This is a genomic window from Subtercola lobariae (assembly GCF_014640255.1).
In the GTDB taxonomy this organism is placed as follows: Bacteria; Actinomycetota; Actinomycetes; order Actinomycetales; family Microbacteriaceae; genus Subtercola; species Subtercola lobariae.
This window is the reverse complement of sequence record NZ_BMGP01000005.1, coordinates 290,639-311,850: the sequence shown is the minus strand read 5'-3', so window position 1 is coordinate 311,850 and position 21,212 is coordinate 290,639. Positions and strand designations below refer to the sequence as shown.

General features: G+C 65.7%; 20 protein-coding genes. 9 read left to right on the top strand and 11 right to left on the bottom strand.

The features are described from left to right. Positions 1 to 4 precede the first annotated feature (4 nt). Genes IEX24_RS14620 through IEX24_RS14610 form a run of 3 tightly spaced genes read right to left on the bottom strand, consistent with a single transcriptional unit; the run spans position 5 to position 2,349 of the window. Entirely contained in the window at positions 5 to 1,393 is a 1,389-nt protein-coding gene (locus IEX24_RS14620) for a GAF domain-containing protein (RefSeq protein ID WP_188679419.1), read from the bottom strand. Between the two features lie 33 nt (positions 1,394 to 1,426). Beyond that, entirely contained in the window at positions 1,427 to 1,915 is a 489-nt protein-coding gene (locus IEX24_RS14615) for an SRPBCC family protein (protein WP_188679417.1), read from the bottom strand. A gap of 35 nt (positions 1,916 to 1,950) precedes the next feature. After that, a complete protein-coding gene (locus IEX24_RS14610) occupies positions 1,951 to 2,349 on the bottom strand; it encodes an ArsR/SmtB family transcription factor (RefSeq protein WP_188679415.1) in 399 nt (132 codons plus the stop codon). Positions 2,350 to 2,458: 109 nt separating this feature from the next. Here IEX24_RS14610 and IEX24_RS14605 point away from each other — a divergent pair, with 109 nt between their 5' ends. After that, complete coding sequence (locus IEX24_RS14605; protein ID WP_203586028.1) at positions 2,459 to 2,839, top strand: hypothetical protein; 381 nt, start codon at positions 2,459 to 2,461, stop codon at positions 2,837 to 2,839. Between the two features lie 9 nt (positions 2,840 to 2,848). On the opposite strand, the gene IEX24_RS14600 is transcribed toward IEX24_RS14605, so the two are convergent. The 3 genes from IEX24_RS14600 to IEX24_RS14590 form a co-directional block, all read right to left on the bottom strand. Next, positions 2,849 to 4,231 (bottom strand): MFS transporter, encoded by a 1,383-nt coding sequence (locus tag IEX24_RS14600; protein ID WP_188679700.1) that lies wholly within the window; start codon positions 4,229 to 4,231, stop codon positions 2,849 to 2,851. A gap of 174 nt (positions 4,232 to 4,405) precedes the next feature. After that, complete coding sequence (locus IEX24_RS14595; protein ID WP_188679413.1) at positions 4,406 to 6,100, bottom strand: class I adenylate-forming enzyme family protein; 1,695 nt, start codon at positions 6,098 to 6,100, stop codon at positions 4,406 to 4,408. 71 nt (positions 6,101 to 6,171) lie between these two features. Next, positions 6,172 to 7,224 (bottom strand): hypothetical protein, encoded by a 1,053-nt coding sequence (locus IEX24_RS14590; RefSeq protein WP_188679411.1) that lies wholly within the window; start codon positions 7,222 to 7,224, stop codon positions 6,172 to 6,174. Positions 7,225 to 7,333: 109 nt separating this feature from the next. Between IEX24_RS14590 and IEX24_RS14585 the strand changes: the two genes are divergently transcribed. From IEX24_RS14585 to IEX24_RS14575, 3 genes are all read left to right on the top strand, one after another. Beyond that, the gene (locus IEX24_RS14585; protein ID WP_188679409.1) at positions 7,334 to 8,746 is read left to right on the top strand and encodes a glucose-6-phosphate dehydrogenase; all 1,413 of its coding nucleotides are present in this window, start codon (positions 7,334 to 7,336) and stop codon (positions 8,744 to 8,746) included. Positions 8,747 to 9,001: 255 nt separating this feature from the next. Next, a complete protein-coding gene (locus IEX24_RS14580; RefSeq protein ID WP_188679407.1) occupies positions 9,002 to 9,403 on the top strand; it encodes a GlcG/HbpS family heme-binding protein in 402 nt (133 codons plus the stop codon). A 176-nt stretch (positions 9,404 to 9,579) separates the two neighbouring features. Next, positions 9,580 to 10,269 carry a hypothetical protein gene (locus IEX24_RS14575; RefSeq protein ID WP_188679405.1) on the top strand — a complete coding sequence of 230 codons (690 nt, stop codon included), beginning with the start codon at positions 9,580 to 9,582 and terminating at the stop codon, positions 10,267 to 10,269. Here the strand turns inward: IEX24_RS14575 and IEX24_RS14570 are convergent. After that, positions 10,262 to 11,731, bottom strand: a complete 1,470-nt coding sequence (locus IEX24_RS14570; protein ID WP_229715364.1) for an LCP family protein — start codon at positions 11,729 to 11,731, stop codon at positions 10,262 to 10,264. The genes IEX24_RS14575 and IEX24_RS14570 overlap by 8 nt on opposite strands. Before the next feature lie 139 nt (positions 11,732 to 11,870). Between IEX24_RS14570 and IEX24_RS14565 the strand changes: the two genes are divergently transcribed. Beyond that, complete coding sequence (locus IEX24_RS14565) at positions 11,871 to 12,950, top strand: LLM class flavin-dependent oxidoreductase (RefSeq protein WP_188679402.1); 1,080 nt, start codon at positions 11,871 to 11,873, stop codon at positions 12,948 to 12,950. 19 nt (positions 12,951 to 12,969) lie between these two features. Here the strand turns inward: IEX24_RS14565 and IEX24_RS14560 are convergent, their stop codons facing one another. Continuing rightward, complete coding sequence (locus tag IEX24_RS14560; protein WP_188679400.1) at positions 12,970 to 13,473, bottom strand: pyridoxamine 5'-phosphate oxidase family protein; 504 nt, start codon at positions 13,471 to 13,473, stop codon at positions 12,970 to 12,972. A 10-nt stretch (positions 13,474 to 13,483) separates the two neighbouring features. Continuing rightward, positions 13,484 to 14,500, bottom strand: coding sequence for a DMT family transporter (locus IEX24_RS14555; protein ID WP_188679399.1), 1,017 nt, complete (start codon positions 14,498 to 14,500; stop codon positions 13,484 to 13,486). An 85-nt stretch (positions 14,501 to 14,585) separates the two neighbouring features. Here IEX24_RS14555 and IEX24_RS14550 point away from each other — a divergent pair, with 85 nt between their 5' ends. Beyond that, positions 14,586 to 15,995 (top strand): aminotransferase-like domain-containing protein, encoded by a 1,410-nt coding sequence (locus IEX24_RS14550; RefSeq protein ID WP_188679396.1) that lies wholly within the window; start codon positions 14,586 to 14,588, stop codon positions 15,993 to 15,995. A 10-nt stretch (positions 15,996 to 16,005) separates the two neighbouring features. Here IEX24_RS14550 and IEX24_RS14545 read toward each other — a convergent pair whose 3' ends face one another. Beyond that, positions 16,006 to 16,374: a glyoxalase superfamily protein gene (locus IEX24_RS14545; protein ID WP_188679394.1), complete on the bottom strand. Its 369-nt coding sequence runs from the start codon at positions 16,372 to 16,374 to the stop codon at positions 16,006 to 16,008. Positions 16,375 to 16,459: 85 nt separating this feature from the next. Here IEX24_RS14545 and IEX24_RS14540 point away from each other — a divergent pair, with 85 nt between their 5' ends. Further along, complete coding sequence (locus tag IEX24_RS14540; protein ID WP_188679392.1) at positions 16,460 to 17,428, top strand: helix-turn-helix transcriptional regulator; 969 nt, start codon at positions 16,460 to 16,462, stop codon at positions 17,426 to 17,428. Between the two features lie 85 nt (positions 17,429 to 17,513). Here IEX24_RS14540 and IEX24_RS14535 read toward each other — a convergent pair whose 3' ends face one another. Then, positions 17,514 to 18,353, bottom strand: coding sequence for an aldo/keto reductase (locus IEX24_RS14535; protein ID WP_188679390.1), 840 nt, complete (start codon positions 18,351 to 18,353; stop codon positions 17,514 to 17,516). A gap of 107 nt (positions 18,354 to 18,460) precedes the next feature. Here IEX24_RS14535 and IEX24_RS14530 point away from each other — a divergent pair, with 107 nt between their 5' ends. Both IEX24_RS14530 and IEX24_RS14525 read left to right on the top strand, forming a co-directional pair. Continuing rightward, positions 18,461 to 19,387 carry a DnaJ domain-containing protein gene (locus IEX24_RS14530; RefSeq protein WP_188679388.1) on the top strand — a complete coding sequence of 309 codons (927 nt, stop codon included), beginning with the start codon at positions 18,461 to 18,463 and terminating at the stop codon, positions 19,385 to 19,387. Positions 19,388 to 19,665: 278 nt separating this feature from the next. After that, positions 19,666 to 21,186 carry a hypothetical protein gene (locus tag IEX24_RS14525; protein WP_188679386.1) on the top strand — a complete coding sequence of 507 codons (1,521 nt, stop codon included), beginning with the start codon at positions 19,666 to 19,668 and terminating at the stop codon, positions 21,184 to 21,186. The last annotated feature ends 26 nt before the right edge of the window (positions 21,187 to 21,212 follow it).

Sequence of the window (21,212 nt, the reverse complement as noted above, 5' to 3'; positions counted from 1 at the left end):
CGCTTTAGCGCGCCAGCTCGGCGTCGATGCGTTCGATGCGGGCGACCACGGATGCCCGTTTCGGCGATCTCGCCGGCAGCCGCTGCAGGCACTGCACCCACACCTCGCGGTCGTAAGCGCACTCGTCGCTGCGGGTGTAGTCGAGCAGAACCTCGACCGACCCGTCGCTCAGCAGTGACTCGCGAACGTTGCTGCTCACCTCGGCCCGAATTTCGACGATTCCCGGAGCGGCGGAGCCGAGCAGCACCGGGCCAGAGTAGGCAGCCAGCGCCACCCGGTGCGCCCCGCGTTCGAGAAACGCGAGCACGCGATGCGCATCGAGGTCGAGCGGGCCGCTCAGCCGATACGGGCGCGACGAGAGCTGTAGCCCGGTCTGCGTGTCGGCGAGAACCGCGCGCAACCGCACCATCTCGGCACGCAGCGTGGCCACCGAGTGCGCATTGGCGCCCGCGCCCGAGTAGAGCTTGTCGGCGAGCTGCTCGGCAGAGAGCCCGTGTCGGTGCCAGGCGAGCAGCGTGAGTATCTCCGAGTGCCGCGCGCTGAGTTCGATGACACGAGAGCCCGAGGTCAGCCGCCCGAGTTCGCGGCCCAGCACTGAGAGCTGCAGGGCATCCGTCGACGGTTGAGACTGCGGTTCAGCCGCCGAACTGCCTCGCGCCCGAGAAGGCGGCCGGTTCGACACAACACGAACCGGGCTCTGCAGGGTGATCACTCGAGGGGCGGCGCGCGTATGCTCGCGCGCGGTGAGCTGATGGATGCGCAGCTCAGCCTCTGCCGCTGCGACCGCAGCTTCGAGCAGCGGGAGGGTGGTCGGCAGAACGGCATTGTCGCCCCCGGTGATGTCGACGACGCCGAGAATATCGCCGGTTGCGGGGTCGTGCACTGGCACGGCTGTGCAGCTCCACGGGTGCACGATGCGGTAGAAGTGTTCGGCGCCGCCGATCTGAATACCGTGGTCGAGCGCCAGCGCAGTGCCTGGCGCGCTCGTGCCCACCGACTTTTCAGACCAGTTTGCGCCCTCGACGAAGAGCATGCCCTCCGCCGTGCGTCGTGACTCGCGGTCGCCGTCGATCCAGAGCAGGCGACCGGCTTGGTCGCCCACCGCGATGATCAGCCCGGTGTCGAAGGTGTGCTGAATGAGCAGGCGATGGATGACCGGCAGCACCAGCGAAAGCGGATGCTCCCTGCGATACTCGCGTAACCCCTCATCGTCGAGATCGAAGCTCGGAACGATGCGGTCGGGGTCGAGGTGCAGCTCGAGCGAACGCTGCCACGACTCCTCGACGAGGGGCCGAACGCCGGGAACGAAGAGGCCGGCTTCGACGCGTGTTTCGTATGCGATCTCACCCGCATGCCGCACCGCGGCGGGCGTCACGCTATACGGGTTCTGCACGTTTCTCCGATCTGCACTGATCTTGCGACCACCCTACCTCGGCAAACCTGCGCCGGCCAGCAGCTCGTCGAGACGGTTCATCGAGTCGACGACGCCGCGCTCCATGCCGCTTGACACCATGGCGTCGCGCACCTCGACGCTCGGAAAGACCGAGTGTTGGTGCAGTCGCGTGCGCCCGCCGAGGTCTTCGTACCGCGACGTGTCGAGCGATACCTGGCCCGGCGCGCCCTCCCACTCGAAGGTCTGAATGAGCAGCGTGGCTTTCTCCACGGTGTGAAAGACACCCCGAAAGACGTACTCGGTGCCCGAGGCCGGGTCGGTATGAATGTAACGGTACGAGCCGCCCGGGCGCACGTCGTATTCGAGCACCGTCATCTCGAGCTCGCGTGGCCCGAGCCACTGGGCAACGAGGTCGGGGTCGGTCTGCGCCCGAAAGAGCTGTTCGGGGGTCGCCTCGAATTCGCGAACGGTGTCGACGTAGGGCAGCCCAGGCGTCGCGGTGAGGGTAGTGGGGTTGGTCATGATTCCTTCTCCTTCGATTGTTCGGTGGTGGCTGGTTATTCGGTGGTGGCTGGTTGTTCGGCAGAGACTGGCGCCGACGGTGCGGTCAGAGATTCGAGCACACTATCGAGCCGCCGAAATCGGCGTTCGGCCTCGAGGCGATACGTATCGATCCACGACGTGAGTTCTTCGAGCGCTGCTGGCCGCAGGTGGCACGGTCGGCGTTGCCCGTCGCGCGTTCGTGTGATGAGCCCGGCCGTTTCGAGCACCTGAATGTGCCGCGAAACGGCCTGCTTGGTCATGGCGAACGGCTCAGCGAGTTCGTTCACCGTGGCTTCGCCGCGCGAGAGCCGCGCGACAATGGCGCGCCTGACGGGGTCGGCCAGCGCCAGAAAGGCCCGGTCGAGGTCGTCTTCGGTGCGAGCATCCGGAGCCGGCGAGCTCTCAGTGTTCATAATCAACCATTCTCTTTATCAATGAATCTGTTGAATAATGTAACGATACCGGATGCTCGGCGCCTCGTCAACGTCCGAGTGGCAGCGCGTGAACCACTACGCTCGACTCATGATCAGGCTGTTCGATTCGGCGACGGCAACCGCCCTCGCGCAGATCTTGCCCGTGCTGCTGCTCGCGTTGATGGTGGAGTTGAGGCGCACCGAAATGCACCGCAGAGGCCGCCGCATCAAACTGACGCGCGGTGTGCTCGCGGCGTTCTTCGGAGCGTTCGCGGTGATCGAGACCGTACTGGTGCTATCGATCGATGGGCACCTCTACCCGTTTCAGCTCAGCGATCTCATCGCCGGGCTCATCATCTTCGCGCTGCTCTGGCTGCTGTTCGTCATGTCGATGGTTCCGAGCCGCCATGAGCGTGACAAAGCCGACCAGGCCGCCAAGAAATCACCGACGCGGGGCGAAGAACTCGACGACGACGACGACGAACTCTGACTGACGAGCCTAACCACCGAGTTCGGGCGAAAGCGCCACTGTGCCGTCTGACTGCAGCCGAGCATCCGGCATCGCGAACGCGGCGACGACGATCGCAACTGCGCAGACCAGTACCGCGAGAAACGCGCTGCCCGTCGCCAGAGCGATGGTGGCCGGGTCGTTCTGCCCACCCGCGTGCGACGCGTAGATGCTGTTCGCGATCGCCCCGAAGATAGCGACACCCACAGCGCTGCCGATGGAGCGGGCGAAGAAGTTCGTGCCGGTCACCACTCCGCGTTCTTCCCAGGGCACACTCGACTGTGCCGCGATGAGGCCAGGCGAGGCGACGAGCCCGAGGCCGAGCCCGACGATGAAACAGCTCACGGTGACGAGGAGCAGATTCGGAGTCGGTGCCGAAAGCCACAGCGAGAGAGTGCCGAGCACCGCGATTCCCAGGCCGATGAGAATGGTTCTCTTGAACCCGATCGTGAGATAGAACCGGCCAGACTGCGACGCGGCGATGGGCCAGCCGAGGGTGATCGCCGCGACCGCAAGGCCCGAAATGAGCGGCGTGATGTGCAGCGCCCCCTCGAGATAGGTCGGCACGAACGAGGTCACCCCGAGCAGAATCGCCCCGACCCCGAGCGACATCAGCGTGGTTGTGAGCAGCAGTCGCCGGGAGAAGACCCAGAGCGGCAGCACCGGTTCGGCGGCACGGCGTTCGACCAATACGAACACCACGAGCATCACCGCGCCGAACCCGAACGCGGCGAAGCTGTAGAGGGAGTTCCAGGCCCACGCCTGACCCCCCTCGAGCACCGCCAGAATCAGTGAACTCAGGGCGATAGTCAAGACGATCGATCCTGCATAGTCGATGTGATGTTTGCGTTTCTCGATCTTCTCGTGAAAGCGCTGCATGATCATCAGGCCGGCCAGGATGCACAGCGGAACGTTCACGAAGAAGATGAGCCGCCACGAAAAAAACTCGGAGAACAGCCCGCCGAGCGCGGGCCCGGCGACCGAGGAGATCGCCCAGACGCTCGCCAGATACCCCTGAACTTTTGCGCGTTCAGCCACGGTGTACACGTCGCCCGCGATGGTGACCGCCATGGGCTGTACCGCGCCGGCCCCGAGCCCCTGGATCACCCGAAAGGCGATCAGCGCGGGCATGCTCCAGGCGAGTCCGCACAGAATCGACCCGGCAAGAAAGAGACCGATGCCGAACAGAATCAGCGGCTTGCGCCCCACGGTGTCGCTGAGCTTGGCGTAGACCGGAACCGAGACCGCCTGCGCGAGCAGGTAGATCGAGAACAGCCACGGAAACTGCGAGAAGTCACCCAGATCGCCCACGATCGACGGAACCGACGTCGCCAGAATGGTCGCGTCGATGGCCACCAGACCGGTAGAGAGCATCAGGGCGATGAGCAGAGGCCCGCGTTCCGAGCGAAAACCGACGCCCGACTTGACGCTCTCGGTCTGTTCCTTCGTCACGGGGCCCTTCAGAGGTGAGGCGGCGGGGTTTGGCAGGGGTTGTGGGGTGCGGGTGTTCGCGCGTTAGTTCGGCAACGCTAACTACCCCCGTCAACTCTACGGCGTGATAAACCTGCCGGCCGCATCGTCGGCCGGGGCTTGCTTCTTCAGAACGAAGTGCTGCTTCTTGCCGGTGGCTGTGTAGGGCAGCTCCGTCACGAAGGTGTAGCGCCGGGGGCGCTTGTAGCCGGCCAGCGCGACGCTCTCGCGGGTGAAGTCTTCGAGCTGTTTCGCCGCGGTTGCTCGGTCGAGCATCCGCCCCTCTCTCGGCTGAATGTACGCAACGACCACTTCGCCCCACTGCTCGTCGGGCAGGCCCACCACGATGCTGTCGGCGACATCGGGATGCCCGGCCAGCACCTCTTCGACCTGCACCGGATGCACGTTCTCGCCGCCCGAGATGATCATGTCGTCTTTGCGGCCGATGATGGTGACTATCTCGTTCTCGTTCCAGCTGGCGAGGTCGCCCGGGTAGATCCAGCCGTCGTGAAACTTCTCGGCCTCTTCTTCGGGGTTGTTGCGGTAGGCGTAACCGCTTTTCACCGTGCGCATGATGACCTCGCCGATTTCGTGCGAGTTCTTGTCGGCGAAGTCGTCTGGTGCAGCGAGGTGATCGGCATAGACCTTCACGACGGCAACGTCGTCGTCGAGGCAGGCGCGGCCGGCGGCGCCTGCGGCGTCGGGCAGGTCTTCGGGGCGCAAATAGGTGTTCCAGAACGCCTCGGTGGTGCCGTAGCCGTTCGCGATGCGCTTCGTCAGCACGCGCTGATAACGCAGGGCCGCGGCGCGGTCGAGCGGGGCACCCATGGTCACGATGCCGCTGAGCGAACTGAGGTCGCGGGGGTTCGCCTCTTGCTCGTCGGCGAGGCGCTCGAGGTTCGTCGGGGCACCGATGACGTAGGTCAGCTTGGAGTTCTGCACCGCGTCGAGCACGGCGTCGGGCGTGAACTGCTGCAAGCACACCGCCTCGGCGCCCACGTAGAAGATCGAGTTCGGGCCCGCGCAGTAGTTGCCGCCACGGTGAAACCACGGCGACATGTTCATGGTCTTGTCGGTGGGGCCGAGGGGAAAGTGGATGATCGCGTCATGCGCGGTGAGCACCTCGTTGAGACTCGTCAGCGGCACAGCTTTCGGCATACCGGTGGTGCCTGACGTGTAGAGGCGGCTCGTCTCATCCCACACGGTGGCATCTGCCGGCGCGCGGAACGTCGGTGCGCCCACGACGAGCAGTTCGTCGAACCGCAGCGAACCCGGCACCACATCGCCGTCGCCCACGGCAACGAGTAGTCGGGGCTGGTGGCGCGCAAGGCTCAGCGCGGTGCTCACCTCGGCCGTCGCCCAGGTCTCGTAGACGAAGATCGCGGGTTCTGAGTCGTTCAGTATGTGCGCGGTCTCGGCGGGGGCGAGGCGAAAGTTCATCGGCGAGCTCACCGCTCGAAGCCCCTGGGCGGCCACATACAGAAATGCGAACTCGGGCCGGTTCATCAGCTGGTAGGCGACCACATCGCCCACCCCGATGCCCTGCTGGGCGAGACCGGCGACGAGAGCGCCAGTGACCTCGCCGAGTTCGCGGTAGGTGTAGCTGCGGCCGGTCGACGGGTCTGAGATCGCTGGCCGGTTCGCGAAACGATGGGTGTTGCGTTCGACCGCAGAGGCGAACGTGAAGTTGTGCTCGAACACGTTTCGAAAGGCGCTCGGGTCGTAGTCGGTGTTGCCGTGATGAACGACGTCAGTGTCGACAGTGATGCTCATGAAAACCTCAATCGAATCGGAGGTGAACAAATTCCGTTCGAAACGATACGCCTGCTGGCCGCACGACTGAGCTAATACCCGCACCACGAGGGAAAGATGACGCAGTTGCCGGCCGCAATGTTGCTGGCGTGCATATTGTCAATCGTCGCCTGTTCGAACTTCGCTAGTTGCGCAGCAAGGATTGCTGGGTCGACTGCTACCAACCCACCGGTGCCAGAACCCGATGAACCCGAGCTCGACGACGACGACGAGCTATTTTGTGCCGCCTCGCGCGCTGCTTCGGCAGCGGCCTCGGCTTTCGCCTTCGCTGCTTCGGCGGCAGCCTCGTTCGATTGCGCGGCCTTCGCTGCCGAAACGTAGCTGCTGAGCGCGGTGGTCAGGGTGCTCGATCCGGCGGCGTTGAAGGCGGTCGGGGCGGCGACTGCGGCCGCGACCGCTGAGATCGAAGCGGTGAGGGCGTCTTTCGACGGCTGGTCGGCGCTCTGGGTCGCCGCCACGATTGTGGCGCCCTGCGATGCGACCGATGCGGCCTCGCGAAGCAGCACGATCTCGCTGTCGTGCATAGCCGAAACCAGGTTGATGCGTTCGGTGTCGTACGTCGTCGCCTTCGCATTGACTGCTGCGATGCTGCCACGAGTCGTGGCCGTGTATGACGAGAGATCACCGGTCGAGAGTGCGTCGAGGTCGGGTGTCTTTACCGACGACACCGTGGTGGTTGAGGCAGTCGTTGCAGTGGAGGCGGCTGAGGTGTCTGCAGGCAGCAGCGCGACGGCGGTCGTCTGCTCGGTGGCAAGGGCGGGCTCGGCCGCGGTGAGGGCGGTGCGGGCATCCGGGTCGACGAAGCCGTCGGTCTCGGCGAGCGAGGCAGTTACGGCGGTCTGGAACGTCGAGGCAGCGACCGTGGTCGCGCGCAGGGAGTCGAGTGCGGCATCCCGAGCGGAGGTCGCAGCCGCGAGCTCGTCGGTGGCCTGAACTGCGACGGTCACCGCTGCGTCGTGCTGGGCGGTGTCGTGCTGCACCTGCACCACGATTCCGGTTGCCATGAGCAGGGCGGCGACGGCAGCGAAGACAGAAAGCCCGATGACTTTCGAGCGCTTGGTCGGCCCTGACGACGGTGTGTCCACGCTTCCCCCCATGGCTCGTGGCTCGACGAACCGAGGTTCAGAATAACGGATGCTGCGGGGTTCGCCAGACCCGTGCCTCCACTGCCCGCACAGAAGTACGCTCAGAGGTATGACAACGGTGAAGACCCTGCTTATTCTCGGTGCCAGCGGAGACCTGACCGAGCGATTGCTGCTTCCAGGGCTCGGCAGCCTCATCGCGGGGGGAATTGCCAGCGACGCCGCTCTCGTGAAGGGGCTGCGCATTCTCGGCTCCGGTCGGTCGCCGAAGAGCGACGCCGAGTGGCAGGCGACCGTTCGCACGGCGTTCGATGGGGTGAAGGCGAAAGGGCAGGCCGCAAAAGACCTGGTCACGGGCGCTACGTACGTGGTCGCCGACCCGACATCGCACGACGATCTCTCGCGCATCCTCACCGACATCGACGGCGAGCTCGTGATCTACTTCGCCCTGCCGCCCGCGATCGTGGCCGAAGTCGCCAAGACGCTCGCCACGGTCGAGCTGCCGCCCGGAACGGTGCTGGCCCTCGAGAAGCCGTTCGGCTCCGATTCGCGCAGCGCGGCGACGCTCAACCGGCATCTGCTGAAGGTCGTGCCCGAAGAGCAGATTCACCGAGTCGACCACTTCTTGGGTATGGCCACGGTCTTGAACATCTTGGGCCTGCGGTTTGTGAACCGGCTCATCGAGCCGACGTGGAACGCCGACAACGTCGAGAAGGTCGAGATCATCTACGACGAAGACCTCGGGCTCGAAGGTCGTGCCGGCTATTACGACCATTCGGGTGCCCTCAAAGACATGCTGCAGTCGCATCTGTTGCAGGTGCTGTCGATCGTCGCGATGGAGGCGCCGACCAGCATCGACCCGGTCGACTTTCGGGCCGCGACCGCGCAGGTGCTGCGGGCGACGCAGGTGTGGTCAGGTGAGCCCGTGCTGGGCGGTACGGATGCCCCGAGCCGGCGCGCTCGCTACGCCGCCGGTACCGTGGGAACCCGCACGATGCCCGGCTACACCTCAGAGAAGGGCGTCGACAAGTCGCTCGACACTGAGACGCTCGCCGAGATGGTGGTCGAGGTGAATACGCGGCGCTGGGCAGGGGTGCCGTTCGTCTTGCGCAGTGGAAAGGCCATCGGCGTTCCGCGCAAAGAGGTCATTCTGACGCTCAAGCCCGTCGGGTTCGTGCCGCGCGGGCTGAAGGGCGTGGAGTCGCCGGAGCGCATCGTGGTGGGCCTTCGCCCCTCGTCGCTCACGCTCGAACTCACCATGAACGGCGACGGCGACCCGTTCGGGCTCGAACGCCACGACCTCGGCACGACCCTCGAAGACAGCCCCGTGACGGCATACGGCGAAGTGATGCGCGGGGTACTCGGCAACGACCCGACGCTCTCTATTCGCGGTGACGTGGCCGAGCAGTGCTGGCGCATCGTGGCGCCCGTGCTGAACGCTTGGCAGAAGAACGAGGTGCCGCTCGAGTCGTACCGCGCCGGCTCGCAGGGCCCGGCGGCCTGGCGGCACGACGTCACTGTCTGACGCTCTAGCCGCCGCCCACGCCGCTTGCGCCCGCCCCTACTCGCGCGCCGCCGCTGGGCCCCGGCTCTCGGCCCGTGCCGTGCAGTGCCGTGCCGTGCCGTGCAGTGCCCACGACGAGAGAAGCCGTTTCAGACGAGAGAAGCCGTTGCGCGAGCATCTCTCGACCGAAACGGCTTCTCTCGTCGCCGACAAGCACGTCTCGTGGTCGGGTGCAACCCTCCGCGCGGTAATTGTGCTCGGCGTATCGTGACGAGCATGAGTGACATAACCCTTGAACAAGCCCAATCGGTCGTCGAAGCAGCGCACAAAGCCGCGGTCGAGCAAGGCACAGCGATGAACATCGCCGTCGTCGACGCTGGCGGAAATCTGAAAGCGTTCGTGCGAATGGACGGCGCGTGGCTCGGCAGCATCGACATTGCGCAAAAGAAGGCGCGTACCGCCCGGTTCTTCGACATGGAATCGGGCAGCATCGGCGAACTTTCGCAGCCCGGAGGATCGCTGTACAACATCGAGGTCTCGAACGGCGGGCTGATCAGCTTTCCCGGCGGCATTCCGCTCACGGTGGGCGGCGACATCGTGGGCGCGATCGGCGTCAGCGGTAGCACGGTAGAGGATGACCGTGCGGTTGCCGCCGCCGGAGTAGCCGCGCTCTCCTAACCGCGGCGGCCCACCGCGTCAGCAAGCGCGACCCCGTTGGGCGAGCGCGAGGTGCACGGACGAGAGCGACCGCCGCGGCGCTCGCTCTCGTCCGCGGCGCTCGCTCTCGCCGGGCGCGCTGCCCTAAACGGCGCCTACTACGTGACGAAGTGTCAGGTTTGCTGTAGATTTGGGGCATGACAGCTGAACCAGCGCCGCCCGTTCTGATCGTCGGCCGCATCTCGCGCAAGGCGTCGAATGTTCTGGTTCTGACCTTCGACGACGGGCCGTCGGCTGCTGCTGACGCAAAGGCGCTGGCCGTCGCCGAGCAGAGCGGGGGCGAGGGCGCCGGGGCGAAGCTCGGCATGCTGTTCGGGTTCAAGAACGGGGGAAAGGGCATCCATTCGCTCACCACCAGAGCCGGTGGCAGTTACCGCGTGGCGAGTGGGGGAGGCGGGTCGACCGTGATCAGCTCGGGCTCGAACGAGGTCGCCCGAGTGCAACGCGGCGAGCAGTCGACGGTGTTCGATGCGGCCGGAGCGGCGGTGTTCGTGATTCGGGCCGATCCCGACGAGCCGCGAACGACTGATGCCGTGCGGCTGCGGGTCGAGAGCCCTGCGGGCGAGGAGCGTGGGCGCCTCGATGTTGTGCTGCGGTCGACGGCCTGGGCGCTGACCTTCAGCCGAGCCTTGAACGTTCCGCTCGACCTTTCGGAGCTCGACTTCATGCTCACGAGAACCGGGGCGGCGCTGAAGTTCCCCACTCTCGGCACGCGCCTGTTGCTCTACAGCGCACCGACTCCCGAGCAGCTCGACCTCCTGTTAGCTGTCTGCGTCGACCTCGCCATCGGCCTACGCGAATACGCTCGCCCGACGCCGATCAGTTGATGCAGGCGCCCTTGGCGTAACTCGTGGTGGGGGCGGCCGGCGCCGGGGTGGCTGTTGGGTCGCCCGTGGCGGGGGCCGGAGCATCCGTCGCCGCCGCATTCGGGTCGGTGGCCTGAATGCCGTCGGTGCCCAGAATCACGGTCACGTCAGAAACCGATGCCACCTCGAGGGCCGCGCCGGGAAAGTACGCCGCCACAGCCTTAGCGTGCCCTTCGTTTCCAGCCGGGTACTGGATGGTCGTGGTCGTCTGCGTGTCGGTCGAACCCGGTGTGCCCGTCTTGAACCCGAAGCCGCCGAGCGTGTCGGTGTTCGACGCGGCGACGCCGTCACTGTCGCTGCCGTTGAGCACAGTCACGGTGACTTCGCCGACCGGCGAAACCGTGGCGCTGTCATAGACCGAGGGCGACGGCGGCGCCGAGGGGGCGGGCGTCGAGGTGCCCAGCACACTCGCGATGAACCCCGGCATAGCAGCGGTGTCGACCTGAACGATAGAGACGTCGTTACCGTCGACGGTGATGGTGGGCGTGCCGACGATGGGAATGGTGGTCGATCTGATCTTGTCGGGGCTCAGATTTCGCATCTGCGTCGCGAGATCGATGATGTTCAGCCCCGAGTCGGTCTCGATCGACGAACTGATGGCGTCGAGCACGCTCGCGAGCTTGGCGGGGTTCAGCAGGGTTCCGGCCGAGAGAATCTGGCGCGCTTCTACCGAGAGAAAGTACTGCTGACGCACTTCGCGGTCGAGGTCGCCGTTCGGCAACCCGTGCCGTTGCCGCACGAACGACAGCGCCTGCGACGCATCGAGGCTCGAAACGCCGGCCGGCAGGTTGATGGCCGAGAACGGGTCGTTGACGGCCTCGTTCAGACACACCTGCACCGGGCCGAGTGCGTTAACCACGTTGTAGAACCCGAGCAGCGAGACGCGAACGAAGTGGTCGATCGTCAGCCCGGTGAGGTTCTGGATGGTCGTGACGAGCAACTTCGCCCCACCAGCATCACCACCGCCGTTTTCGCTGCCATACGTGAAGGCAGCGTTCAGCTTGTCTTTACCGAACCCCGGAATGTCGACCCAGGAGTCGCGCGGCAGCGAGATCATTGTGGCCGAACTGCCGTCGGCCGGCAGGTGCACGATGATCATCGTGTCGGTGCTGGTGCCGCCGCCGTCGTCTTGGGTGCCGAGCTGGGCGAGCTGCTCGGGGGTTGCGTTGTCGGGCCGATGGTCGTCGCCGACGAGCAGGATGTTCTGGTCTTTGTTGTTCGTGCTGCCGCCCGGCAGGGCGTCGATGTGAGTGATTCCGTTCACGAAACGCTGGTAGTTGTAGACGACGTATCCGCCGGTGACCAGCAGAATCAGCACCACGCCGATGACCGACCAGCGCGTCGCGACCTGGCGTCGTCGGCGTCGCCGGCGCTGCTCGGGGGTGAGAACGCGGTGCTGATGGGGCGGTGTCTGGGTTGTCATCGCCACTGAGCCTAAGCACCCGGTGCTGGTCAGAGCCTGAGCGACCCGGCTGTTTCGCGAAAACACCGGGAATACTGGTGTGTACACCTGGTTGTATCGTATGCAAACGTATTGAAAGCTCGATCGGAAAGAAGCGCTCATGCCTGAGGTCACTGCACCAGAGTTCACCCCCACCACCGTGGAGTTCGGCCTCGACACCTTCGGAGACGTCACCCGCACGAAAGACGGCGCAGAGGTTTCGCAGGCCCAGGTCATTCGCAACGTGGTCGATGAGGGAGTGCTCGCCGACCAGGTGGGGCTGAACTTCTTCGGGGTGGGGGAGCACCACCGCGCTGACTTCGCGGTGTCTGCGCCCGAGGTGGTGCTCGCTGCGGTCGCGGCGCGAACCACGAACATCCACGTCGGCTCGGCAGTCACAGTGTTGAGCTCTGACGACCCCGTGCGCGTTTTTCAGCGCTTCGCCACGCTCGACGCGATTTCGGGCGGGCGTGCCGAGGTCATTCTGGGTCGCGGCTCATTCACCGAGTCGTTTCCGCTCTTCGGGTTCGACCTCTCTGACTACGAGAGACTTTTCGAAGAGAAGCTCGAGCTGTTCGCCGAGCTGCTGACCGAACAGCCTGTCTCCTGGAGCGGCGCGACTCGTGCCTCGCTCACCGAGCAGTCGGTCTTTCCGCACACCGAGAGTGGTGCGTTGCGAGCCTGGGTGGGAGTGGGCGGCAGCCCCGAGTCGGTGGTTCGCACCGCACGGTACGGGCTGCCCATGATGCTCGCCATCATCGGTGGTGCGCCGGTGCGGTTCGCCCCGTACGTCGATCTGTATCGGCGGGCGATGGCTCAGTTCGAGCATCCGGTCGCCGCCATCGGCATGCACTCGCCCGGGTTCGTAGCCGAGACTGACGACGAGGCGCGCAACGAGTTCTTTCCGCACTACAAGGCGATGCACGCGAGCATCGGTGCCAGCCGAGGCTGGCCGCCCCTCACCCGGGCCCAGTTCTGGGAGGAGTCGGGTGAAGACGGAGCCCTCTACATCGGTTCGCCGGAGACAGTGGCACGCAAGATCGCTCGCAACGTCGAGGCGCTCGGCGTCAGCCGGTTCGACCTGAAGTACGGTGCCGGAACGCTCTCGCACGAGAGCATGATGACGAACATCGAACTGTACGGCACGAAAGTGGTGCCGATGGTGAAAGAACTGCTGGCTGAGAGCGTGGCCGTCAGCTAACGGGGCGGCGCCGCACCTCTCAGAGGTCGACCGAGTGATTCTCGCCGATGTCGGGCTGGCCACCCGTCGCGGCGGCCTTCGCTACCTTGAACAGCGTCACAACTTTAGGCTCGTTGGTCACCCAGTATTCGGCTGATGTCGCGTCGACCTTGATGAGCGCCACCGTGGGGTCTTCGCGGCCTTCGGGAAACCACGCCTCGGTCTGGGTGTTCCACAGTTCGTCAATCTTGGCGGCGTCTTTCACCACGCTGGCGGTTCCGGCGATCGACAGAAAGCCCTTGCCCGACTCGAGCGACACATTCACGTGAGCGTTATCACGAATGTCTGCGGTTTTCTCGCTGGGGTCTTGCGTGAAGAACCACAGCTCGCCATCGAAGTCTTCGTCTTGCACACCGAGCGGCCGCGAGTGCAGGTCGCCCGACGCGGTGATGGTGGTGAGCAGTGCCACCTTTGCGCCCTTGATGAGCTTGGCGACAGCGTCGACGTCTTCGGTGTGAGTAGTGGTGTGCGTTGTATCGGTCATGTTTTTCACGCTACGCCGAGGGCTTCGGGCGTGCGACGGGGTTGACAATTCGGGCCCGAACGGCGAAAGCCGCGCAGGCCACGACGACGCCAGCGGCTACGATCACGAGCCAATCGAGATGCTCGCCGAACAGCAGAGCGGCCCACACAATGGTGAGCACGGGCTGCAGAAGTTGCACCTGACTCACCCGAGAGATCGGCCCGATGGCCAGCCCTCGGTACCACACGAAGAACCCCAAGAACTGGCTGATTACGCTCACGTAGGCGAAGGCCAGCCACGACTCGGCCGAGCCCGAGAGTGGCCCGTGCGAGGCTCCGATGATGGCCAGCGGCGCCATCACCGGCAAGCCGATGACGAGCGCCCAGCAGATAATCTGCCACGAACCGAGTTCGCGCGCCAGCAGTGCGCCTTCGGCATAGCCAATCGCGGCCAGCGCCACGGCGGCGAGCAGCAAGAAGTCTGACGGGTGCAATCCGTTCAGCCCGCCGCCACTCACCGCGACGAACGCCACCACCGCCGCGAGGCCGGCGATGCTCGCCACCCAGAATGCGCGACTCGGCCGTTCGCCACCCCGCAGCACCGCCACGATGGCAGTTGCCGCCGGCAGAATTCCGATCACCACGGCACCGTGCGCGGCCGGTGCGGTCTGCATGGCGAAACTGGTCAGCAGTGGAAACCCGGCCACGACGCCCGCCGCCACCACGCACAAGCGCAGCCATTGGCGGCCCCGGGGCAGGCGCGGGCGGATGATCAGCAGCACGATGATCGACAGCACCGCCGCTACCACGGCTCGACCGGCCCCCACGAACAGCGGATCGAGCGACCCCACAGCCACCCGCGTAAAGGGCAGCGTGAACGAGAACGACAGCACCCCCAGAAACCCGAACACCAGCCCAGCCGGCGGACGCCGACGCGCCGCCGCGCCGCCGCTCGGCTCTGACTCGACAGCAGCGCCCGCGCCAGCTGCCGACGGGCGTGGACTCGCAGCGCCTTCGCTCGCGCCAGCTGTCGACGGGAGTGATCTCATAGCGCCTTCGCTCGCGCCAGCTGCGCCAGACGATTGAGGCGATAGCGCTAGCTCGCCACCACCGATAGCGCTATTGTTATCCGTCATGCAACACGATAGCACTGAGGCGGCCATCGAGCACCACCTGCGTGACCTCATTCGCGTGGGCCCGGTCGGTGCCACGCTGCCCTCGACGCGGTCGCTCGTCACCCGGTTCGGTGCCAGCCCGCTCACCGTTCAGCGTGCCGTGCAGAACCTCGCGCGCCTCGGTCTCATCGAGACCAGACCCGGCGCCGGCACGTTCATTCTGCCGCGACCGACCCTCGGCCGCGCCGACTTCTCGTGGCAGACCACCACCCTCGGCCCCTCCCGCAACAGTCTTACTGCCGTCGGAACCGCGATGGCACTCGATAAGGGCCCCGCCATTTCGATGCACAACGCCTACCCCACCGAAGAACTGCTGCCCGGGCGGCTGGTTCGCACCGCTCTCACGAGGGCGGCACGGGGGCACGCGAGCGTCAGCCTTCCCAGTGTCGACGGGCTGCCCGACCTCAGGGCGTGGTTCGCGAACGAGATTCGGGCCGGTGGGCCCGCCCGGGCATCCGGAGTCACAGCAGACGACGTGGTCGTCGTACCGGGCAGTCAGAGCGCGCTCACCTCCATCTTTCGGGCGCTCGCCCAGCCGGGCGACGCCGTGGTGATGGAGTCGCCCACGTATTGGGGCGCCATTGCGGCGGCGCGGCAGGCTGGGCTCGTCATCGTTCCCGTGGCCAGGGGGTCGGCCGTGCCGTCAGCAGCCGCCCTCGATGAGGCGTTCGAAAGCTCCGGCGCGCGGCTGTTCTACGCGCAGCCCCACTTCGCGAACCCCACGGGCGCTCTCTGGTCGGCCGACGAGAGCGCCGCGATCGTCGCGGTCGCTCGCGCACGAAACGCCTTCATCATCGAAGACGATTGGGCGCACGACTTCGGTATCGAAGCGGATGCTCGACCCCTCGTCTCCCGCGACACCGACGGCCACGTGGTGTACCTGAGATCGCTGAGCAAGAGCGTGTCGCCGGCGTTGCGGGTGGGTGCGGTGGTGGCGCGCGGGCCTGCCTTGGCGCGTATTCAGGTGGATCGCACGGTGACCGACCTCTACGTGAGCAGGGCGCTGCAGGCCGCCGCGCTCGACGTGGTGACCGACCCGGGCTGGCGCACCCACCTGATCCGGCTTCGCGCTGCTCTGCGCGACCGCCGAGACAACCTCGCCGGGCACATCGTCTCTCAGCTCGGGCCTGACACCCTCACGTTTCTGCCCCGCGGCGGCCTCAACCTCTGGGTTCGCTTCGATGACCGAGTGGATGTTCGGGCCCTCGTTGCCCGCTGCCTCGCCGCCGGGGTGTCGATGACCCCGGGTTCGGAGTGGTTTCCCACCGAACCCCCCGGATCATTCGCGCGTCTGAACTACTCGGGCCCCCACCCCGAGCGTTTCGGCGAGGGCATCTCGATCGTGGCGCGCGAACTCGCCCGACTCTGATCGCGGCACGTCAGTGCACAGGCATCTGCTGCAAGATCCAGCGGTTGCCGTCAGGGTCGGCGAAGGTGACGAAGGTTCCCCAGGGCTGCACGTCGGGCTCGGTCGCCTCGACGCCGTTTTCGGTGAGGTGCCGGTGGGCATCCGCTGCGCTGTCGATGACCACCTGAATGGCATTGAGCGTGCCCGGCACCATCTCGCTGATGCCCTCGCCGAACGCGATGGAGCAGGCCGAGCCCTGTGGCGTGAGCTGCACGAAGCGCACCGCGTCGCTGACGCGCTGGTCGAAGTCGGCGTGAAAGCCCACCTGGTCGACGTAAAAGGCTTTGGCGCGGTCGACGTCGGTGACGGGAACGAGAATGAGTTCGATCTTGAAATCCATGAGCTTCTTCTTTCGATGAGGTGATGTTTCACGATACGAGCGATAGAGGTCGCTTTCTGTCCTGAATTCGAGAACACTGGGCACTATGGCCGAAACGACTTCGCGCACCCTCGAACTGCTGAACCTGCTGCAGACGCACCGCCAGTGGGCCGGCTCAGAGCTCGCCGAGCGCCTCGGTGTCACCGAACGCACGCTGCGCCGCGACATCGAACGGCTCCGTGAACTCGGCTATCGGGTGGTCGCCGCGCGCGGCGTGCAGGGCGGCTACCGGCTCGAGGCTGGTTCGCAGCTGCCGCCGCTGCTGCTCTCGAACGACGAAGCGGTGACCATGGCCATCGGCCTGCGTCTGGCCGCCACGCAGGGGCTCGTCGACGGAGCGCTCACCACCCAGACCGCGCTCGCCAAGTTCGAGCAGGTGCTGCCGGCCGCCGTGCGCGAGCGGGTGAATGCGCTCGCCGCATCCATCACTCCAGAGACGCCGCGGGGTGGCCCCGTCGAGGGCGAGTTGCTCGGCCAGCTCGCCCTCGCTTGCCGCGACCACGAACGCATTCGCTTCGCCTACGTGGCCGCCGGCGGTGCCGAAACCAATCGAGTGGTCGAACCGCACTCACTCGTGACGGCGCGCCGCAGCTGGTTTCTGGTCTGCTTCGACCTGCAGCGCGACGACTGGCGAACGTTTCGTGTCGACCGGCTCACCAACTTCTTCGCAACGCGGGTGCATTTCGAGCCTCGCGAGTTGCCGGCTCCGGATGCCGCGACCTTCGTCGAGCGCAACGCGCAGTCGTTCGCGAGGCGCTATCACGCCGACGTACTGCTGCAGGTGTCTCTGGCCCGGTTCACCGAGTTGTTCGGGCACTGGGCCACGGGCGCGCGTGTGGATTCAGGGCGCCCGACACACACCATCTGGCCGATAGCGGCCGAAACGATGGAGACGCTGGTCAGCACGCTGACGTGGATTCCGCCGAGCATCCGGTACACCGTGCGTGCCGAACCCGAGCTGCTGGAGTTCATGCGCGGCACGGCGCACCGGGTGGTCGAGGCGGTGGCCGAGTGATCGCGGCGCCGAGTGTTGGTGGCCCGCAGTATTCGTGGCCCGCGCTCTTCGTGGCGCGGGGTGCTCGACTGGCGCCGGGCTGCGGTCAGTTGACGGTGTGCGGGTGACTGCCGTTGCGGCCCGCCTCGCCGCGGTCGAGCCCGGCAAGGGTATCGAGTTCGGCTGATGAGAGTTCGAAGTCGTAGAGCTCGAAGTTCTCGTGCATGCGATCGCGGTTGTTCGACTTCGGAATGACGATGTTGCCGAGCTGCAGGTGCCAACGCAAGATGGTCTGCGGCACCGTCTTACCGTGCGCGGTGGCGATTGCCGCCAGATCGGGTGACGAGTTGATCGAGCCTTGACCGAGCGGCCCCCACGCCTCGGTGGCGATGCCGTGCTCTGCGTGAAAGGCGCGCAGTTCGTTCTGCTGAAGGTCGACGTGCAGCTCGATCTGGTTCACGGCGGGCACGATGGAGGTTTCGGCCAAGAGTTTCTCGAGGTTCGGCACCAAGAAGTTCGAGACGCCGATGGCCTTGGCTCGGCCCGAGGCGTAGATGTCTTCAAGCGCCTTCCAGGCCTCGACGTAGGAGCCACGTTCGGGTGCCGGCCAGTGAATGAGGTACAGATCGACATAATCGAGGCCCAGGCGGCCGAGGCTCTTGTCGAAGGCGGCGGCCGCGTTGGTCTGGTCGTTGTTCCACAGCTTCGTGGTCACAAACAGGTCTTCGCGCGCGACCAGGCCGGCCTTCTCGGCCTCGGCGATGGCGTGCCCTACGCCTTCTTCGTTCTTGTAGATGGCAGCGGTGTCGATGTGCCGGTAGCCCACCTCGAGGGCGTTTCGTACGATTCGCCCGGTCTTGTCGGGGTCGACCTTGAACACGCCGAAACCCTCTTGGGGAATCTCGGTGCCATTGTTCAGTGTGTAATTGGGTACGGTGTTCGTCATGCTTCAAGCTTAGGGAGCTATCGTGTGCGTCACCGATACTGAAAAACCACCCGGATTCGCCCGCCTTTCTGCGGCCCGCCGGCGGGCGAAAGCGAGAAGTCTGACCGATGAGCGCCAGTTTCGCTTCGCGGAGCCCGTACGAGGTGCTCGGCGTCACCGCCACATCGTCTGACGAGGAGGTGCGGCGCGCCTACCGGCAGCGGTTGCGCGAGACGCATCCTGATACGGGCGGGAGCGCAGTGCTGTTTCATGCCGTGCAACAGGCGTGGGAGGTGGTGGGCACCCCCGAGGCGCGGGCTGCGTACGACTCGGGCTCTGGTTCTGGCGCCCGGGGGGCGGATTTCGGGGGCGGGGGCCGGGCATCCGCTCACCCGCGTGCAGAGAGTTCGTCGCCGAAAGCTCGCTCGTACGGGCACCCCGGCGGCGAAGAACGTGAGCACTACATCACGTTGATGCGTGAGTGGGTGGGGCGCGGGGTCGAGCTTCGTGATCCGTATGACGCGGCGCTCGTGCGCTCGGCGCCGCGGGAGATCAGGCGCTGGCTGGCCAAGGCGATAGCCGAAGAAGAGACGGCACGCATCGTGTCGACGCTGGGCATCGGGTTCACCGTGTGGAACAACGTCGCCGTGGCCAAAACCGGCGGAAACATCGACCATGTGGTGCTGGGCCCCGGCGGGTTGTTCGCTGTTTCGTCGCACGACTGGGGCAGCGAGGTTCGCATGTCGAAAGGTGAACTTGTGGGGGAGGCGATCGGCGACGACGAGGAGCCGCTGCGATCGCTCGGAGCAAACGCTCGGGCTCTGGGGCGTGCTGTCGGGGTGCGTTTCTCGGCCTTGGTGGTTGTCGTGCCCGACGACGATCTCGCGGTTGCCTATGAGCAAGTGGAGCGGGGGCGTCAGGCGGGTGCGGTGGTGATCAGGCGTTCACTGCTGCCGCAATTGCTGCGGAACGGGCTCGGTGGGTCGGCCGGTGAGAGCATCGATCGCATCTTCGATCTGCGTTCTAGGCTTCAGTCGTCGCTCACGTTCGTGTGACGTGAGTGGATGCTCGTGAGAGGCGAATTCGCCTCGCTGAGGTAGCTCATATTCGCTCGGAGTGAAATCGCCGTGAACGCGCTCACAACGGCACCACAAAAGTGTCTGAATGTTTACGCATGGATGTGACAAATTGATAACGAACGGATAACCTCGATAAGTCGCCTCGTTCACCCGACGTTCGAGACGGCAGGCCGGGCATGCCCTTGTGCGGCTTTTGGGCAAGTGAAACACGCTTGGCCCGCGAGCACCGATTCGGTGCTGGAGGACTACGACACGTGGCAGATTCGAGCACAGCATCAGGCGCCGATGGCGACCAGGTAGCTCGCCCGAACCCCGAAGTCACTAACTCCGCACGAGGCACATTCGAATTGCCCATCGTCACCACGTCGCTCAGTCGGCGCCAGATTCGTGAACGCGAGGGCGCTTTTGCTGCTTCAGTTGCTGCGTCATCGACGCCGGCTGGCGAGACGCGACGTGAGCGCCGTGAGCGTGAGCTCGCCAAGGCGCTTTCTGCTCCGGCTGCAGGGTCGCTGACCGCGCCGACAGGTCGAGCCCCGCAGTCGGCGCCCGAGCGGGTCGTGTCCAAGTCGTTGTTCGCGCAGCAGGTCACGGCAATGGCGGCTGCCACGCCTGTCGCACCCCCTGCGCCTGCCGTGTCGCCTGAGCCCGTCGTGGTGACTGCGCCCGTCGTGGCGACTGCGCAGGTTGTCGAACCGGCGGAGCGCGAGGTACCCGTTGAGGTCGAGCCCGCCCTCGTCGTGCCGCTGGCACCCGAGCTGCCGGTCGTCGCCGAGCCCGCCCTCGTTGCCCACCTGGATTCTGAGCCATTCACCCGGTTCGACGACGAACCCGTCACCGACCAGATTTCGGTGATTGCCGTTCCGAGCCTCAATGAGGCTCCGGCGTACACATCAGTGCAATCGCTCACGTTCGACCGCATACCCGGCGTCACCGAGCCCCGCGCGGCGTCATCCGCTGTGGCCGCACCCGGCAGACGCAGAGTGTTGCCGGTTCGTCGAAGGCGGGCGGCTTCGACTCACCCCCAAGCGCCAAAGCGCACCATCTTCAACACTGTCGTGATGATCGCAACCGCTGGGCTCGTCGCGACGTTCGCACTACCGGCTTACGCATATTCCGACCTCGGCCCGTTGACCACATCGAATGCGGCTTCGTCTCAGATGGGCATCCAGAGTCTCTCGGTGCCCGCCGGCACCATTCAAGACGCACCCCGTGATGGCTACACGAGCACCGGCGACATCGCGTCGATGGATTCGACCACCGGCAACACGGTATCGCCCACCGTTCAGGCGCTCGCTGCCGAGCTGATGGGCGACGTCGCGTCGGGCAAGCTCGTCGGTTCGGTGCCGAACCACATTCCCGAGATTCAGAACCTCGCCAACGGCGTCGTGGTGCCGAACTGCGGCGTCGACTATCGAGTGCTTCAGGCCATCAAGGTGGCCGTCGACAACTTCAGCAAGGTTGGCATCAGCGATATCAACCGCAAGTGCACCGGCCAGATCGAAGGCGCCGGCACGGCTTCGGCGCATTACACCGACGGCGGCGGTCACGCGGTGGACTTCTACATTCTGAATGGCCACGGCCTCACCGGCGCCGACTCCGATTCACTCAAGCTCATTGCTCTGCTCGACCCCCTAGTGCCTCCCGGCAGTGGTCTCGGGCAGGCAGAATGCCGCGGCTCGACCTCGGTGACGAATTTCGCACCGTTCGACGACACCTGCACGCACGACCATATCGACTTCTTGAACGCCAAGGGCGTCGCGCTCAAGAGCAGCTGACCCGTTCGCAGGCGCTCGACGTGGGA

What these genes read in the sequence shown, in the direction of transcription:
- IEX24_RS14605 (WP_203586028.1), top strand. Translation starts at nt 2,459, where the DNA reads ATGATCAGGCTGTTCGATTCGGCGACGGCAACCGCCCTCGCGCAGATC.
- IEX24_RS14615 (WP_188679417.1), bottom strand. Translation starts at nt 1,915, where the DNA reads ATGACCAACCCCACTACCCTCACCGCGACGCCTGGGCTGCCCTACGTC.
- IEX24_RS14595 (WP_188679413.1), bottom strand. Translation starts at nt 6,100, where the DNA reads ATGAGCATCACTGTCGACACTGACGTCGTTCATCACGGCAACACCGAC.
- IEX24_RS14575 (WP_188679405.1), top strand. Translation starts at nt 9,580, where the DNA reads ATGACAGCTGAACCAGCGCCGCCCGTTCTGATCGTCGGCCGCATCTCG.
- IEX24_RS14535 (WP_188679390.1), bottom strand. Translation starts at nt 18,353, where the DNA reads ATGACGAACACCGTACCCAATTACACACTGAACAATGGCACCGAGATT.
- IEX24_RS14545 (WP_188679394.1), bottom strand. Translation starts at nt 16,374, where the DNA reads ATGGATTTCAAGATCGAACTCATTCTCGTTCCCGTCACCGACGTCGAC.
- IEX24_RS14560 (WP_188679400.1), bottom strand. Translation starts at nt 13,473, where the DNA reads ATGACCGATACAACGCACACCACTACTCACACCGAAGACGTCGACGCT.
- IEX24_RS14540 (WP_188679392.1), top strand. Translation starts at nt 16,460, where the DNA reads ATGGCCGAAACGACTTCGCGCACCCTCGAACTGCTGAACCTGCTGCAG.
- IEX24_RS14565 (WP_188679402.1), top strand. Translation starts at nt 11,871, where the DNA reads ATGCCTGAGGTCACTGCACCAGAGTTCACCCCCACCACCGTGGAGTTC.
- IEX24_RS14555 (WP_188679399.1), bottom strand. Translation starts at nt 14,500, where the DNA reads ATGAGATCACTCCCGTCGACAGCTGGCGCGAGCGAAGGCGCTGCGAGT.
- IEX24_RS14530 (WP_188679388.1), top strand. Translation starts at nt 18,461, where the DNA reads ATGAGCGCCAGTTTCGCTTCGCGGAGCCCGTACGAGGTGCTCGGCGTC.
- IEX24_RS14600 (WP_188679700.1), bottom strand. Translation starts at nt 4,231, where the DNA reads ATGCTCTCTACCGGTCTGGTGGCCATCGACGCGACCATTCTGGCGACG.
- IEX24_RS14580 (WP_188679407.1), top strand. Translation starts at nt 9,002, where the DNA reads ATGAGTGACATAACCCTTGAACAAGCCCAATCGGTCGTCGAAGCAGCG.
- IEX24_RS14570 (WP_229715364.1), bottom strand. Translation starts at nt 11,731, where the DNA reads ATGACAACCCAGACACCGCCCCATCAGCACCGCGTTCTCACCCCCGAG.
- IEX24_RS14585 (WP_188679409.1), top strand. Translation starts at nt 7,334, where the DNA reads ATGACAACGGTGAAGACCCTGCTTATTCTCGGTGCCAGCGGAGACCTG.
- IEX24_RS14610 (WP_188679415.1), bottom strand. Translation starts at nt 2,349, where the DNA reads ATGAACACTGAGAGCTCGCCGGCTCCGGATGCTCGCACCGAAGACGAC.
- IEX24_RS14550 (WP_188679396.1), top strand. Translation starts at nt 14,586, where the DNA reads ATGCAACACGATAGCACTGAGGCGGCCATCGAGCACCACCTGCGTGAC.